This window comes from Streptomyces sp. NPDC001393, assembly GCF_053597455.1.
On sequence record NZ_JBSFIH010000003.1, the window covers coordinates 40,368 to 54,750 of the forward strand.

The window sequence follows — 14,383 nt, forward strand, 5'->3', positions numbered from 1 at the left end:
CCGAGCATCCTTGCCGAACAGCCGCTGCCCGTCGAGGACAGCGGCTGTCCGCGTTCCCTGACAGCTCGATGCGGCTCCGGCGCGGGGTACCCACGGACCGGCGCCATGACGCTCGCGGTGCCGCCCGCTCCGGCAGGGTGCGTACGGTGGTTATGTGCTGAAGTCGTGAAATTCCTATGCGGCGTCAGCTGCCGTGGCCCCGCTGCCCGATTGCCCGGGGAATGACATCTCCGGACGCTGTCGTGATCCCGGCGGGGGAACTTTCCACCGGGTAATTCGACGCGCTGATCAGGGCGCGTGAATTCTGTTCGATTGCCCCGGCGGGCTCCGCGGAAACCCTCGTACGTGTGACGCCCGCCGCGGCAGCGGCTAATGACGCGGCGAGGGATACGCAGCCCTGCGGCTGTGACAGAAGTGTGACGGGAGACTGATACAACTCTTACCCTGCGCTGCGCGGTAGCGTGGCGGCATGGCACCGAATCCCTCTCCGCCAGCGGAGCCCCAGGACAGTCCCGAAGGGTATGTCGGCCTCGATGCCGCGGACGCCGAGCGGCTCGCTCGGGAGCGGGGGTGGTCGACCGTGCGGTCGCTGCCGCCGGACGCGATCATCACCATGGAGTACCGGGTGGGCCGGCTGAACTTCGAGGTGCGCGACGGGCGGGTGGTCCGCGCCTGGAAGGGCTGAGGACCACCGCTACGTACACCTGCACGACGTAGGCCCCGTTTCCCTCCTCGGGGAAGCGGGGCCTACGACGTGTGTGCGCGGGGCGGTTGTGCGTACCGGGCCCCGTGGTCAGCCGCCCGTCAGCGGGCGGGCCGGCTGGGTGGTGCCGCGCGGGATGCGGTGGTCGGTGTGCGGCGGGCGGCGGCTGCCCACCGGGGTGACCGGGGTGCGTTCCGAGCGGGCCGTGTGCGGTCCCGGGGCCAGATGCGCCGGCCCTCTGGAGGCACGGGTCGAGGCGACCGGCTCGCGCGCCGGGGCCGGCTGCTCCACCGGTGCGCCGCGCGGCCTGAGCACCACCGGCGCGACCGGGACGAGCGGTTCCGGCACGGGCCGGCCGCGGCGGGCACGCCAGCGGTCGCGCAGGTCGAACAGCGCGGTCTCGGACTTGGCGATCAGCGGCTCGAACCACGGCAGGGCGAGCAGGATCAGCAGGCCCGCGGCCCAGCCCAGCAGGACGTCGCTCAGCCAGTGCGTACCGAGGTAGACGGTGGTGAGGCCGACGCCCAGCGAGGTGATCGCGGACAGTGCCGACAGCCAGCGGCGCGCTCTCGGGGTGGAGGCCAGATAGGCCAGGATGCCCCAGGTCACGACCGCGTTGGCGGTGTGGCCGCTGGGAAATATATCGCCGCCCCGCATCATCTCGTTCGAGCCGATCACGGTCGCGTAGTGCGGACCGAGGCGCCCCATGCCGTACTTGGCGGCGCCGACCGTGATGTTCAGCAGCAGCAGCGAGGTGGCGAGGGTGAGCAGCGGGCGGAGGGTGTGCTGGCGCCAGGAGCGCCAGCCGAGCCAGGCCGCGACCATCACCGCGGTGGGGCCGCGCTGGCCGAGCACCACGTAGTAGTCGAGGAAGGCGTGGATCTGCGGCCACTGCTGGTACGGCCGGAAGAACATGACCTGCCAGTCGAGCCGGACCAGCCAGGACGTGATCACCACGGCCCACACGATGGCCAGGTAGAAAGCCAGGGTCGCCGTGAACAGAACGACCCGGTGCCGGCTCATCCTTGGCACATCGATGTGGGCCGGTCGTTCCGGCTCACGGTCGAGTCTGGCGAACACCCGGTCCAGACGCCGGGTGAGGTTTCGTTCGGTACGCACCCAATCGACGTTACAGCGAGTGAGGTGTGTGCCCGGTCGAAACAGCGGGTTTGTGATGACGATGTGATGTGGGAAACCTCTCAAGGGCGGCCCGAATTCCAGGGATTCCGCAATCCTGTGAGGCCCTTTCCTGCAATTCCTTTGATCATGCCGGGTGTTGTTTATATGGCGCTTGTGAATGCGTTAACCCGGTCCTGGCGCGGAATTTTCCGGGGCGTCACCGCCGGGAGAAGTCGATCACGGGGGACCGGAGCCGTTCAGCCAGAACGCCCCATAGACCGCCGTGACGAGGGCCAGTCCGGTCGTGACCAGCGCGGATCGGGACGTGCGCAGCCGGGCGAGGGCGCAGGCGAGCGGCAGCAGCACGGGGAAGGCGGGCATCAGCAGCCGCGGCTTGGAGCCGAAGTAGCTCGACGCGCACAGGGCGAGGGCGAGCACGACACCCGTGTACACCAGCAGTTCGACCGGCTGACGCCTTCGGACGCCGGTCGCGTACAGCCAGAGCAGCAGGGCCACCCCGATGATCAGGCCGGCGCCCGCGAACGCGGTCGGAAATGACGTGAACTTGTCGGCCACGAAGCGCCCGAAGGCATAGCCGCCGTCGAACCCGTTGCGCCATCCGGCCTGAACGTCCAGATACCCGAACACTCCCTTCCCGGTCCGCTGCCCGACCCAGAGCACGTAACCGGCGGCGCCGAGCGGAGCGATCACCATGCCGAGCACGCGACGCCACAGGGGGGCATGTGGGGTGCCGGGGGCATGAGTGACGTTAGGGGGCTCAGGTGTTTGTGGGTTGTGCGAGGTGAGGGGTGTGCCGGGTGTGCGAGCTGGGGCGTGTGTGCCGCTGGACGCGCCGGATGTGTGCGCCGGGGCGTGCTCGTTGTCGTACGCGCCGGGCGGGCGCATCACGCTCCGGTCCCGCACGAACGAGATCACGCCCGCCACCCACACCGCCGCGACCACCGCGGCCCCCACCGGCCGGGTCAGCCCCGCCAGCCCCGCCAGGGTGCCCGCGGTGATCCACCGTCCCGTCAGCAACGCGTACAGCGACCACGCCGCCAGCGCCGTGAACAGTGACTCGCTGTACGCCATCGACTGCACGATCCCGACCGGCAGCACCGCCCACAGCAGCACGGCGCAGACGCCCACCCGCGGGCCGTGCAGCCGCTCGGCGACGGCGAAGATCCCGCAGGCCGCGGCGAGCGAGGCGAGCAGGCTGACGACGAAACCGGCGTCCGCGTACGACAGCGGCAGGGCCGCGTGCCCCAGCCGCTCCAGCCACGGCAGCAGCGGGAAGAACGCCAGGTTGGAGTGCACGTCGCCGTTCGGCAGCCGCACCTCGTAGCCGTACCCCAGCTCGGCGACCCGCGTGTACCACAGCGCGTCCCAGCGTGCCGTCAACAGGGTGTACGCACTCTTGCCGCGCGCGGCGCCCCACCCGGCCAGCACCACCAGCCCCAGGGCGCGCACCGCCGCATAGCCCAGGAGGGCCGGTACCGCCCGGCGCAGGAGTGGGGCGTGGCGGGGGTCCACGCGCGTGTCAAGATCGGTCACGGACCCGATTATCGACAGGCGGCGGAACCGCACCGGCCGCCGGGGCGTGGTCAAGAGGGGGCGACGTGGCGTACGCCACACGGGTTCCGTCGCGCGTGTGAGAGGTCCGCCACGTGTCACCGTGGCGGACTCGCGTACGCTGACGAGTCACCCGCGTGGGTTTGCGCGGGCCGGAGACCCCGCTCCTCTCCGGCCGTACGACAGGGAGTCCCCACCCCGTCGGTCCGCCCCGCGCGCGGCACATCTGGGAGGTACGTACATGTCCGGGACGACCACGGCTGCCGTGGCCCCGAGCCGTCGGCCGGCCGGGGCCGGTGCGAGCCGCTGGGTCGTCCTCGTCGTCCTCTGCGTCAGCCTGCTGCTCGTCGCCCTCGACGCGACCGTGCTGCACGTGGCGGTCCCCGCCGTCACCCAGGACCTCAAGCCCAGCGCCATAGAGCTGCTCTGGATCGTCGACGTCTATCCGCTGGTCTGCGCCTCGCTGCTGATCCTCTTCGGCACCCTCGGCGACCGGGTCGGCCGCAGACGCGTCCTGCTGCTCGGCTACGGCCTGTTCGGCGTCGCCTCCGCCGTGGCCGCCCTCGCGCAGACGGCCGAGATGCTGATCCTGGCCCGCGCGCTGCTCGGCGTCGGCGGCGCCATGATCATGCCGGCGACCCTGTCGATCCTGCGTCAGGTCTTCCCGGACCGGCGCGAGCGCGCGCTCGCGATCGGCATCTGGAGCGCGGTGGCCGCCGTCGGCGCGGCCGTCGGTCCGCTGCTCGGCGGCTTCCTGCTGGAGCACTTCTGGTGGGGCGCGGCCTTCCTCGTCAACATCCCGCTGATGCTGGTCAGCCTTCCGGTCGGCCGGATCCTGCTGCCCGAGTCCCGTGGCGACCGCAGCGGCCCGTGGGACGTCGTCGGCGCCCTGATGGCGGCCGGCGGTCTCTTCGGCGTCGTCCTCGGCGTGAAGCGGCTGGGCGGTGGCGAGGCGCCGGCGAGTCCCTTCACCGTGCTGCCGCTGCTGGTCGGCGCGGCCCTCCTCGTGCTCTTCGTACGGCGGCAGCGCAGGCTTGCGCATCCGCTGGTGGACCTGCGGATGTTCCGCCGGCCCGCGTTCAGCACCTCGGTGGGCTGCATCGTGCTGGCGATGCTCGCGCTGGTCGGCCTGGAGCTGATCGCCGCCCAGTACCTGCAACTGGTGCTCGGGCTCTCCCCGCTGCAGACCGGCCTCAGGCTGCTGCCCCTGACCGTCGCGGCGATGGCGGCCGGGCTGGCGGGCGCGCGGATGCTGCGCCGCTTCGGGCCGCGCCGGATGGTCTGCTTCGGCTTCTGCCTCACCGCCGTCGCGGTCCTGACGCTCACCGCGATGGGCGGCACCGACAACGCACCGCTGCTGCTCGCCGGTTTCGTGCTGCTCGGCTTCGGTCTGGAGACCACGCTCTTCGGGGCGTACGAGTCGATGCTCAGCGAGGCCCAGGCGGACCAGGCCGGCGGGGCGGCCGCCATCGGCGAGACGTCGTACCAGCTCGGCGCCGGCATCGGCATCGCCCTGCTGGGCAGCGTGATGAACGCGGCCTACGCCCCGCATCTGCGCTCGGTGCCGGGCGTTCCGCACCACGCGTCGGCGCGGGCGCGCCACTCGCTCGGCGAGGCCTACGAGGTCGCCGGACGGCTGGGCGGCCCCACCGGGGCGGCGCTGCGCCGGGCCGCGCGGGAGTCCTTCGTGCACGGGCTGCATGTGACGCTGCTGGTGAGCGCCGGCCTGTTGCTGCTGGGCGCGGTGATGGCGCTGCGACTGCCGCGGATCATGCAGTGCGCGCAGCCCGAGGCGGCGGTGGAGGCGGTGGAGCTGCCCGCGCAGCGGGACGTGGTGGAGTCCCGCGTCTCGGCCTGAGGTGTTTGGTGTACTGGACGTGCAGGACACCGCGCCGTAACGTCGGCGGCACATAAGTAATTAGCGGTGCTAGTTTTCTGTGTGCCGGAGGGTGTCCCATGTCCGCGTCCGCGAAGTTGCCCCCGTTCGATCCCGCCGACCCGCTCGGGATCGACGACCTGCTGGAACCGGAGGACCTGGCCGTGCGGGACACCGTGCGGGCCTGGGCGGCGGACCGGGTGCTGCCGTACGTCGCCGAGTGGTACGAGAAGGGCGAGCTGCCCGGCATCCGTGAACTCGCGCGCGAACTCGGCTCCCTCGGTGCCCTGGGCATGTCCCTGACCGGATACGGCTGTGCGGGGGCGACGGCCGTGCAGTACGGCCTGGCCTGCCTGGAGCTGGAGGCCGCCGACTCCGGCATCCGGTCCCTCGTCTCCGTGCAGGGCTCGCTCGCCATGTACGCGATCCACCGCTTCGGCAGCGAGGAGCAGAAGCTTGAGTGGCTGCCCCGCATGGCGGCCGGCGAGGTGATCGGCTGCTTCGGGCTGACCGAGCCCGACCACGGCTCCGACCCCGCCTCCATGCGCACCCACGCCAAGCGTGACGGCGACGACTGGGTGCTCAGCGGCCGCAAGATGTGGATCACCAACGGATCGGTCGCCGGGGTGGCCGTCGTCTGGGCGCAGACCGAGGACGGCATCCGCGGTTTCGTGGTCCCCACCGGCACCCCGGGCTTCTCTGCGCCGGAGATCAAGCACAAGTGGTCCCTGCGCGCCTCCGTCACCAGCGAACTGGTGATGGACGACGTACGGCTGCCCGCGGACGCCGTACTCCCGGAGGTCACCGGACTGCGCGGACCGCTCAGCTGTCTGTCCCACGCCCGGTACGGCATCGTCTGGGGTGCGATGGGCGCGGCGCGCAGCAGTTTCGAGGCGGCGGTCGACTACGCGAAGACGCGGGAGCAGTTCGGGCGGCCCATCGGCGGCTTCCAGCTCACCCAGGCCAAGCTCGCCGACATGGCGGTGGAACTGCACAAGGGGATCCTGCTCGCCCATCATCTGGGGCGGCGGATGGACGCCGGCCGCCTGCGCCCGGAGCAGGTCAGCTTCGGCAAGCTCAACAACGTCCGCGAGGCGATCGAGATCTGCCGTACGGCGCGGACGATCCTCGGTGCCAACGGGATCTCCCTGGAATACCCCGTGATGCGGCACGCGACCAACCTCGAGTCGGTGCTCACCTACGAGGGCACCGTCGAGATGCACCAGCTCGTGCTGGGCAAGGCGCTCACCGGGCTCGACGCCTTCCGCTGACCGGAGTCGGCAGGCAGGGCCGGTGAGCGGCCCTGCCTCAGCTCTGGTTGAAGAAGCCGTCCTCGCGGTGGGCGGACGCCTCGCCGCTGATGATCTGGGTGTCGGCCGGCGTGAGCAGGAACACCCGGTTGGACACGCGGTCGATCGAGCCGCGCAGACCGAAGATGAGCCCCGCCGCGAAGTCCACGACCCGCTTGGCGTCGCCCGGCTCCATGTTGGTGAGGTTCATGATGACCGGGACCCCGTCCCGGAAGAGCTCACCGATGGCGCGGGCGTCCCGGAAGCTGTCCGGGGTGACCGTGCCGATCCGGCGGCCCTTCTCCTCGGCCGTGTCCGAGGCCACCTTCACGCGGGGGTCGGTGACCCAGGCGCCCTCGGACTCGGTGCCCTCGGAGTACTCGTCGTCGTAGTAACGCTCGTCATCGTTGTCGTCGACGAGGCCGAGCCACGCACTCGCCTTGCGTACCGATCCCATGGACGCCTCCTCTCACAGCGGTCTTTTTCTGCTTTCCGCGTCCCTATGGTCATCCATGATGCGGACGGCGCGCCAAGTGGATAGGCGCCGCGCGGGGGGTTTGTGACGGTACTGGTGCACAGCCGATCCGTCGAGAGTCCTTGTGCCCCAAGGGTCGTGACTCATACGGCTGCTGACTGAGAGTGAAATATGATAGTCGTCGGCGGATGGGTGATGATCGGTGCGTCCGGGTGAACGTCAACGTCGTACCACATCACGGGGGATCGTCGTGTTCGGAATCGTCAGACCGTGCTCTCATCGGCTCGGTGAGCATCTCAAGGCCGAGTGGATGGCGCACTTGTGCGGGCTGTGTCTCGCCCTGCGCCGCGATCACGGGCAACTCGCGCGCATTGTGACAAACTATGACGGCCTTCTCGTCTCGGTCCTGACGGAGGCTCAGGCGGGACGGACCGCCGACGGCCGCCGCACGGCCGGTCCCTGCGCGCTGCGCGGGATGCGCACCGCGTCCGTCGCCCGGGGCGAGGGCGCCCGGCTCGCCGCCGCCGTCTCCCTGGTGCTCGCCGCGGCGAAGGTGCGCGACCATGTCGCCGACCGGGACGGGCTGCTGGCCCGCCGGCCCATGGCCGCCGCCGCGCGCCGGGTCGCCGCGGGCTGGGGCCGGGCCGGCGCCCACAGCGGCGCCGCGGTCGGCTTCGACACCGGCGTCCTCGTCGAGGCCGTCGACCGGCAGCTGGGCCTGGAGACCCTCGCCGGGTACGGCACCCCGGTCCTGACCGTCACCGAGCCGACCGAGAGCGCGACCGCCGCCGCCTTCGCCCACACCGCGGTGCTGGCCGGACGGCCGGGCAACGCGACTCCGCTCGCCGAGGCGGGCCGGCTCTTCGGCCGGCTCGCACATCTGCTGGACGCCGTGGAGGACCAGCAGGCCGACGCCGCGTCGGGCGCCTGGAACCCGCTCACCGCCACGGGCACCTCCCGCACCGAGGCCCGCCGGCTCGCCGACGACGCCGTGCACGGCATCCGGCTCGCCCTGCGGGAGGCCGAGTTCGCCGACGGCAGGCTGGTCCACCGGCTGCTCGTGCACGAGCTGGAGCGTTCCGTGGACCGCGCGTTCGGCACCCGCTCGTGCGGACACGCGCCCGAGGCCTCCTTCGGACCGCCGCCCGGTCACCACGCACCGAACACACCGGGCCACCCGTACGGCAACCCCTTCGGCGGCCAGCCGCCGCACCCGGACAAGCGCGGCTTCTGGGCCGGCTGCGCGGCCGCCCTCGGCCTGTGCTGCACCTGCAAGGTGTGCTGCGCCGACGAGTTCGAGGGTCCCTGGTCGCGGAAGAAGCGCGAGGGCTGCTGCAACGACTGCGACTGTGACTGCGACCTGTCGTGCTGCGAGTGCTGCGAGTGCTGTGAGTGTTGTGAGTGCTGCTCGGGTTGTGACTGCGGGTTGTGATCGCCGGTTGTGACCGCGGGTTGTGACCGCCCGAACCGTTCCGCTCAGTTCTTCAGTTCCGGCGGGCTGATCCGCGACCTGGTGATGGCCGAGCCCGTCGTGCCCCACTTCCTGAGGATCTTCTCGTACGTGCCGTCGGCGATCAGCCTGTTCACCGCCGCCTGGAAGGCGGGCGCCAGCCCGGTGCCCTTCTTGAAGGCGAAGCCCACGTCCAGGCGGTGGTACTCGTTCAGGAACTTCAGGCCCTGCTGGTGGGCCACGGCGTAGCGCAGGCCGTTGATGGTGGACATCACCACATCGCTGCGGCCCTGCTGGACGGAGGACCAGATCGCGCTCGACTCGGAGTACGTCTGCACCTGGTACGGCTTCTTGCCGGCGTCGGTGCAGACGTGCCTGCTCTGCTGCAGCGTGGCCTCGAAGGTCGTGCCGGCGCCGGTCGCCACGTTCAGCCCGCAGAGCTGCCTCAGATCGGTGATCTTCGTCAGCTTGCTGTCCGTGCGGGCGGCGAAGCCCTGGCCGTCGTTGACGTAGGTGACGAAGTCGATGGTCCTGCGGCGCTCGTCGGTGACGCCGAAGTTGGACGCGCCGAAGTCGTACTTGCCGCTGTCCAGCGCGGGCAGGATCGCCTCGAAACCCGCCTGCTCCACCTTCAGCTCGATGCCGAGCACCTTGGCGACCGCCTTGGTGAAGTCGACGTCCTGGCCGGTCAGCGTCCTGCCGTCGGACAGATAGGTGGTGCCGGGCGGTGTGCCGCCGACGCTGATGGCGACGGTGAGGCGGGTGGTGCCGGCGGGCAGCAGCTTCGCCGCCGCGTCGTCCTTCTTCTCGGCGGAGACGACATCGGTGGTGGGCACCTGGCCGGACTTGGCGGCCACCGCGGACGTGCCTGTCCCGCCCGAACCGCAGGCGGTGAGCAGCAGAGTGGCGGCCGTAATGCCAATAAAAGGTACAACAAGGCGCGTACGCATCGGGTGCGGTCTCCTGGGAGCAGACAGGGTGGCGGAGCGCGAGGGGAGGGGAGTGCGCGTGAAGGCGAGGGAGAGGGAGAACGCGAGTGCGCCCGCCCGGAGGGCAGGCGCATGCAGGGGGTCAGCTCAACAGGAAGAGGACCACACGCGACCGAAGTCGATGTGGGAGCGGGTGACCAGCCACTGCTGTGGATGCATGGGCCAAGTGGAACAGGCATCCGGTTCCGCGTCAACTGACTTGAGACGTACGGCTCACAGTTCGGACAGCCTTGACAGCGGCGGGAAACGCCCACGTACTCTCGGTGGACGGCCCTGCTGAGGGGCTCGGCCGTGTGAAGGCGCCACCCGACTCTTTCGTGTCACGGAGCCTTCGCATGTCATCCGACACCCTCGCCAAAATCCCCACCGCGGCCGGGACACCCGAGCCCGGCCACGCCCCGCGGATCGTCCCGCAGCGCCGGTACGGCCAGTGGACGGCAGCCGTCGTCGTGCTCGTGCTGCTCGGGTTCGCCGTCACCTCCGTCCTGCGCAACAAGGCGTTCCAGTGGGACGTCGTCGCCGACAACTTCACCTCCGGCTCCATCCTGCGCGGGCTCTGGCTCACGCTGTGGCTGACCGCGGTCGTGATGGTCCTCGGCTTCGCCCTCGGCACCCTGCTCGCCGCCTTCCGGCTCTCCGCCAACCCCGTGCTGCGAGCGGTCAGTTGGGGCTATGTGTGGCTGTTCCGGTCGATCCCGATCCTGGTGCAGCTGCTGCTGTGGTTCAACATCGGGGCGCTGTACCCGCAGGTGCTCGGCGTGCGGACCGTCAACCTGCTCACCCCGGTCGCCGTCGCGATCGTCGGACTCACCCTGCACGAGGCCGCCTTCGCCGCCGAGGTCGTCCGGGCCGGCATCCTCTCCGTCGACCGCGGGCAGATCGAGGCCGCCCAGGCGCTCGGCCTGAGCCGGTCGCGGCGCTGGTGGCGGATCGTGCTGCCGCAGGCCATGCGCTCCATCGTGCCGCCCGCCGGCAACATGCTCATCGGCACCCTCAAGGGCACCTCGATCGTCAGTGTCATCGCCGTCAACGACCTGCTGTTCTCTGCCCAGCTGATCTACCACCAGACCTATCAGGTGATCCCGCTGCTCATGGTCGCGACCCTCTGGTACGCGGTCGTCACCTCGGCCCTCGGCCTCGGCCAGCACTACATCGAGAAGTACTACGCGCGCGGCACGGAGCACGCCCGATGAGGCCGCAGCTGGTGATCGTGGGAGCCGGGCCGCGGGGGACCGGACTGCTGGAACGTATTGCCGCCAACGCCCCCGAGCTGTACGCCGGTTCGGGACTCGATATCCACCTGGTCGACCCGTATCCGCCGGGCGGCGGACGCATCTGGCGCGAGAAGCAGTCACCGCTGCTGTGGATGAACTCCCACGCCGAGGACGTCACCATGTTCACCGACGAGACGGTGACCATGGACGGCCCGGTGCGCGAGGGCCCCACGCTGCACGAGTGGGCGGGCCTCGACGGCGGCACCTTCGCCGACCGGCAGCTCCAGGGCCGCTATCTGCGCTGGGTGTACGAGCGCGCACGGGCCGAGCTGCCCGAGGGCGTCACCGTCCACCACCATCCCCGGCGGGCCCTGCGGATCGGCGGCCCGCGCGAGGGCCGCCAGCGGGTCTGGCTGGAGGGCCGGCCGCATCCCCTCCTGGCCGACCTGGTGATCCTCGCGATCGGTCACCTCGACGCCGAACTCGACGACAACCAGGAAGAGTTGGCCGCCTACGCCCGCGAGCACGGACTGGTGCACCTGCCGCCCGACTTCACCGCCGACAGCGACCTGTCCCCGCTGCTGCCCGGCGAACCCGTGCTCGTGCGCGGCTTCGGGCTGGCCTTCGTCGACCTGATGGTGCTGCTCACCGAGGGGCGCGGCGGGCGGTACGAGGGCGACACCTACCTCCCCTCCGGGCGGGAGCCGGTGCTCCACGTGGGCTCGCGGCGCGGAGTGCCGTACCACGCCAAGATCGGCTACGACTGGACCGGCGACCGGCCCCCGCTGCCCCGCTTCCTGGGGCCGGCCGAGGTCGAGGCCCTGCTGGCCCGGCCGGGAGGCTTCGACTTCCGGCGCGATGTGTGGCCGCTGGTGGAGAAGGAGCTGGGCTTCGCCCACTACCACCGCCTCTTCACCGCCCACGCCGAGCGCACGGCCATGGCCTGGGCCGACTTCGAGGAGAAGTACGCGGCCGCGAGCGACGTCGCCGAGGTGCGGGCGCTGGTCGCCGCCGCCGTGCCGGATCCGGCCGACCGCCTCGACCTCACCGCGCTCGACCATCCGCTGGACGGGGTGCGGTACGCCTCCCACGAGGACTTCCAGGAGGGCATGCGGCGGTATGTGGAGGCCGACCTGAACCGCCGTCATGACCCCTCCCACAGCGCGGACCTGGGTGTCTTCCTCGGGCTGCTCTCCGTCTACGGGCAGCTCGTCCGCCTCGGGAACACCGGCCCCTGGTGGCACGGCTTCTTCAGCTACCTGGCCTCCGGGCCGCCCGGACCCCGGCTGCGGCAGATGCTCGCGCTGTCCCGGGCCGGCCTGCTCAGGTTCGTCGGCGCCGACATGACCGTCACCGCCGAGGACGGGGTGTTCCGGGCCGCGAGTCCCACCGTGCCGGGCTTCTCCGTCGAGGCCCGGGCCCTGGTCGAGGCCCGGCTGCCCGAGCCCACCGTCGGCCGGGCCCGCGACCGCCTGCTGCGCCAACTGCACATCGACGGCGCCGCCGAGACACCGGACGGACTGCTCCGGGTCGACCCCGGCGACGGCCGGATCCTCGACGGCGCGGGGCGGCCGCATCCCCGGCGCTTCGCGCTCGGCCCGTACACCGACGCCCGCACCCCCGGCGCCTTCACCCGGCCGCGCACCGGAGGGGCCGCGTTCCGGCAGAACGACGCCACCGCCCGCGCGGCGCTGGCCTTCCTGAGCACCTCACGGAGAAGGGAACCCGCACGATGAGCGTCATGGTCGACATCAGGTCGGTGCACAAGAGCTTCGGCTCGCTCGACGTCCTCAAGGGCATCGATCTGCAGGTGCGCGCCGGTGAGGTGACCGTCGTGCTCGGCCCCTCCGGCTCGGGCAAGTCCACGCTGCTGCGCACCATCAACCACCTGGAGAAGGTGGACCGGGGGGAGATCAGCGTCGACGGCTCGCTGATGGGGTACCGGCGCGCCGGGGACAAGCTGTACGAGCTGCCCGAGCGGGAGGTGCTGCGGCAGCGCACCCGGATCGGGTTCGTCTTCCAGAACTTCAACCTCTTTCCCCACCTCACGGTCCTCGACAACGTCGTCGAGGCCCCGGTGTCCGCCCTGAAACGGCCCCGGAGGGAGGCGGTGGAGGGCGCGCGCCGGCTGCTCGAGCGGGTGGGGCTCGGCGACAAGGCCGACGCCTATCCACGGCAGCTGTCCGGCGGGCAGCAGCAGCGGGTGGCCATCGCGCGGGCGCTCGCGCTGGAGCCGAAGCTGCTGCTGTTCGACGAGCCGACCTCGGCGCTCGATCCCGAACTGGTCGGCGAGGTCCTCGACGTCATCCGGGGCCTGGCGGCCCAGGGCACGACGATGATCGTCGTCACCCACGAGATCGCCTTCGCCCGTGAGGTCGCCGACACGGTGGTGTTCATGGCCGACGGCAGGATCGTCGAACAGGGGCCGCCGGGTGAGGTGCTGGACCGGCCGCGGCACGAGCGGACCCGGGCGTTCCTGGCGAAGGTGCTGTGAGGGTGGGCACGCGATGGCAGGAGACACCGAGGTGAGCGCGCGGTACGGCCGTGGGCTGCTGCATCTCGCCGCCGCCGTCGATCTGCCGGAGTGTTCCGGTGCCGAACCGCACGTCGAGCTGGTCCGGCTCGCCGAGCGCGGTGGGCTGGACTTCGTGACGCTGGACGACTCCTTCGCCCGGCCCGGGCCCGACGCGCTCGCCGTGCTGTCCCGGGCGGCGCCCGCGACCCGGCGCATCGGTCTGGTCCCGACCGTCACCACCACCCACACCGAGCCCTTGGTGGTGCAGGCCGCCGTGGCGACGCTGGACCGGGTCAGCGGTGGGCGGGCCGGCTGGCGCATCGAGGTGTCGACCGGTGCGGGCGAGGACCGGCTCTTCGGCCGCCGGCCCGCGCCGTCGGTCCGGCAGCTGTGGGACGAGGCGGGCGAAGTCGCCGACGCGGTGGCCAGGTTGTGGGACAGCCGGGAGGACGGCGCCGAGGTCCGGGACGCGTCGACCGGCCGTTTCCCGGGCCGGGACAAGCCGCACCACGTCGACGTCACCGGCACCGCCTTCCCGGTCCGGGGCCCCTCGACCGTGGCCCGGCCGCCGCAGGGCCACCCCGTCCGTCTGGTCGACGCCACCGAGCGCGAGGCCCGTACCGTCGCCGCCCGCCACGCCGACGTCGCCCTGGTCCGCGCCGTGACCCCGGCGCAGGCCGCCGCCGTACGCGAGGAACTGCGCGCCGGTGCCGCCGGGTTCGGGCGGCACCCGGACACCCTGCGGGTGCTGGTGAGCCTGCTGGTCGACCTCGGCGACGGCGAGCACGCGGCCGAGCCGGGACACGGAGGTGGGGGTCCGCGGGCGACCGTGCGGGGGCCGCTGTACCGGGGCGGCCCCGTCGACCTGGCCGAACTGGTCGCCGGCTGGTACGCCGACGGGGTCACCGACGGCTTCCACCTCGTGCCCGTCGAGCCGCGCCGTGACCTGGAGCGGCTGGTCAACGGCACGGTGGCGCTGCTCCAGCACCGCGGCCTGTTCCGCACCTTCTACCCGGGCAGCACCCTGCGCGAGCACCTGGGCCTGGCCCTGCCCGCCAACCGGTACGCCGGACTGGGCGGCGGAACGTCATGACCGGGGGAACGTCATGACCGTACGACCGCGGATGCACCTGGCGGTCCGCCTCCCGTCGACCGGTGACGGGCTGGAGCACCCGGCAGAG

At 71.6% G+C, this 14,383-nt stretch carries 12 protein-coding genes; 8 read left to right on the top strand and 4 right to left on the bottom strand.

Translation table 11 applies throughout. The features are described from left to right. The first annotated feature begins 469 nt into the window (after positions 1–469). A complete protein-coding gene (locus tag ACWC2T_RS05255) occupies positions 470–685 on the top strand; it encodes an I78 family peptidase inhibitor (RefSeq protein WP_450669108.1) in 216 nt (71 codons plus the stop codon). A 108-nt stretch (positions 686–793) separates the two neighbouring features. Here the strand turns inward: ACWC2T_RS05255 and ACWC2T_RS05260 are convergent, their stop codons facing one another. Together ACWC2T_RS05260 and ACWC2T_RS05265 are read right to left on the bottom strand one after the other, a co-directional pair. After that, complete coding sequence (locus ACWC2T_RS05260) at positions 794–1,822, bottom strand: phosphatase PAP2 family protein (protein ID WP_450669109.1); 1,029 nt, start codon at positions 1,820–1,822, stop codon at positions 794–796. A gap of 237 nt (positions 1,823–2,059) precedes the next feature. After that, positions 2,060–3,376: a glycosyltransferase family 39 protein gene (locus ACWC2T_RS05265; RefSeq protein WP_450669110.1), complete on the bottom strand. Its 1,317-nt coding sequence runs from the start codon at positions 3,374–3,376 to the stop codon at positions 2,060–2,062. 259 nt (positions 3,377–3,635) lie between these two features. On the opposite strand from ACWC2T_RS05265, the gene ACWC2T_RS05270 reads away from it, so the two are divergent. Both ACWC2T_RS05270 and ACWC2T_RS05275 read left to right on the top strand, forming a co-directional pair. Then, positions 3,636–5,252 carry an MFS transporter gene (locus ACWC2T_RS05270; protein WP_450669111.1) on the top strand — a complete coding sequence of 539 codons (1,617 nt, stop codon included), beginning with the start codon at positions 3,636–3,638 and terminating at the stop codon, positions 5,250–5,252. 98 nt (positions 5,253–5,350) lie between these two features. Beyond that, positions 5,351–6,541: an acyl-CoA dehydrogenase family protein gene (locus ACWC2T_RS05275; RefSeq protein ID WP_450669112.1), complete on the top strand. Its 1,191-nt coding sequence runs from the start codon at positions 5,351–5,353 to the stop codon at positions 6,539–6,541. A 37-nt stretch (positions 6,542–6,578) separates the two neighbouring features. Here ACWC2T_RS05275 and ACWC2T_RS05280 read toward each other — a convergent pair whose 3' ends face one another. After that, positions 6,579–7,016, bottom strand: a complete 438-nt coding sequence (locus ACWC2T_RS05280) for a cell division protein SepF (protein ID WP_055710258.1) — start codon at positions 7,014–7,016, stop codon at positions 6,579–6,581. Positions 7,017–7,284: 268 nt separating this feature from the next. Here ACWC2T_RS05280 and ACWC2T_RS05285 point away from each other — a divergent pair, with 268 nt between their 5' ends. Beyond that, positions 7,285–8,466: a DUF5685 family protein gene (locus tag ACWC2T_RS05285; protein WP_450669113.1), complete on the top strand. Its 1,182-nt coding sequence runs from the start codon at positions 7,285–7,287 to the stop codon at positions 8,464–8,466. Positions 8,467–8,510: 44 nt separating this feature from the next. Here the strand turns inward: ACWC2T_RS05285 and ACWC2T_RS05290 are convergent, their stop codons facing one another. Further along, entirely contained in the window at positions 8,511–9,434 is a 924-nt protein-coding gene (locus ACWC2T_RS05290; RefSeq protein ID WP_450669114.1) for a transporter substrate-binding domain-containing protein, read from the bottom strand. A gap of 374 nt (positions 9,435–9,808) precedes the next feature. Here ACWC2T_RS05290 and ACWC2T_RS05295 point away from each other — a divergent pair, with 374 nt between their 5' ends. The 4 genes from ACWC2T_RS05295 to ACWC2T_RS05310 are packed head-to-tail and all read left to right on the top strand — an operon-like array spanning position 9,809 to position 14,295. Then, a complete protein-coding gene (locus ACWC2T_RS05295) occupies positions 9,809–10,666 on the top strand; it encodes an amino acid ABC transporter permease (protein ID WP_450669115.1) in 858 nt (285 codons plus the stop codon). After that, a complete protein-coding gene (locus ACWC2T_RS05300; protein WP_450669116.1) occupies positions 10,663–12,423 on the top strand; it encodes an FAD/NAD(P)-binding protein in 1,761 nt (586 codons plus the stop codon). The genes ACWC2T_RS05295 and ACWC2T_RS05300 overlap by 4 nt, the downstream gene beginning before the upstream one ends. After that, a complete protein-coding gene (locus ACWC2T_RS05305) occupies positions 12,420–13,181 on the top strand; it encodes an amino acid ABC transporter ATP-binding protein (protein ID WP_450669117.1) in 762 nt (253 codons plus the stop codon). Before ACWC2T_RS05300 ends, ACWC2T_RS05305 begins: the two co-directional genes overlap by 4 nt. 13 nt (positions 13,182–13,194) lie before the next feature. Then, entirely contained in the window at positions 13,195–14,295 is a 1,101-nt protein-coding gene (locus tag ACWC2T_RS05310) for an LLM class flavin-dependent oxidoreductase (protein WP_450669118.1), read from the top strand. Positions 14,296–14,383: the final 88 nt, after the last annotated feature.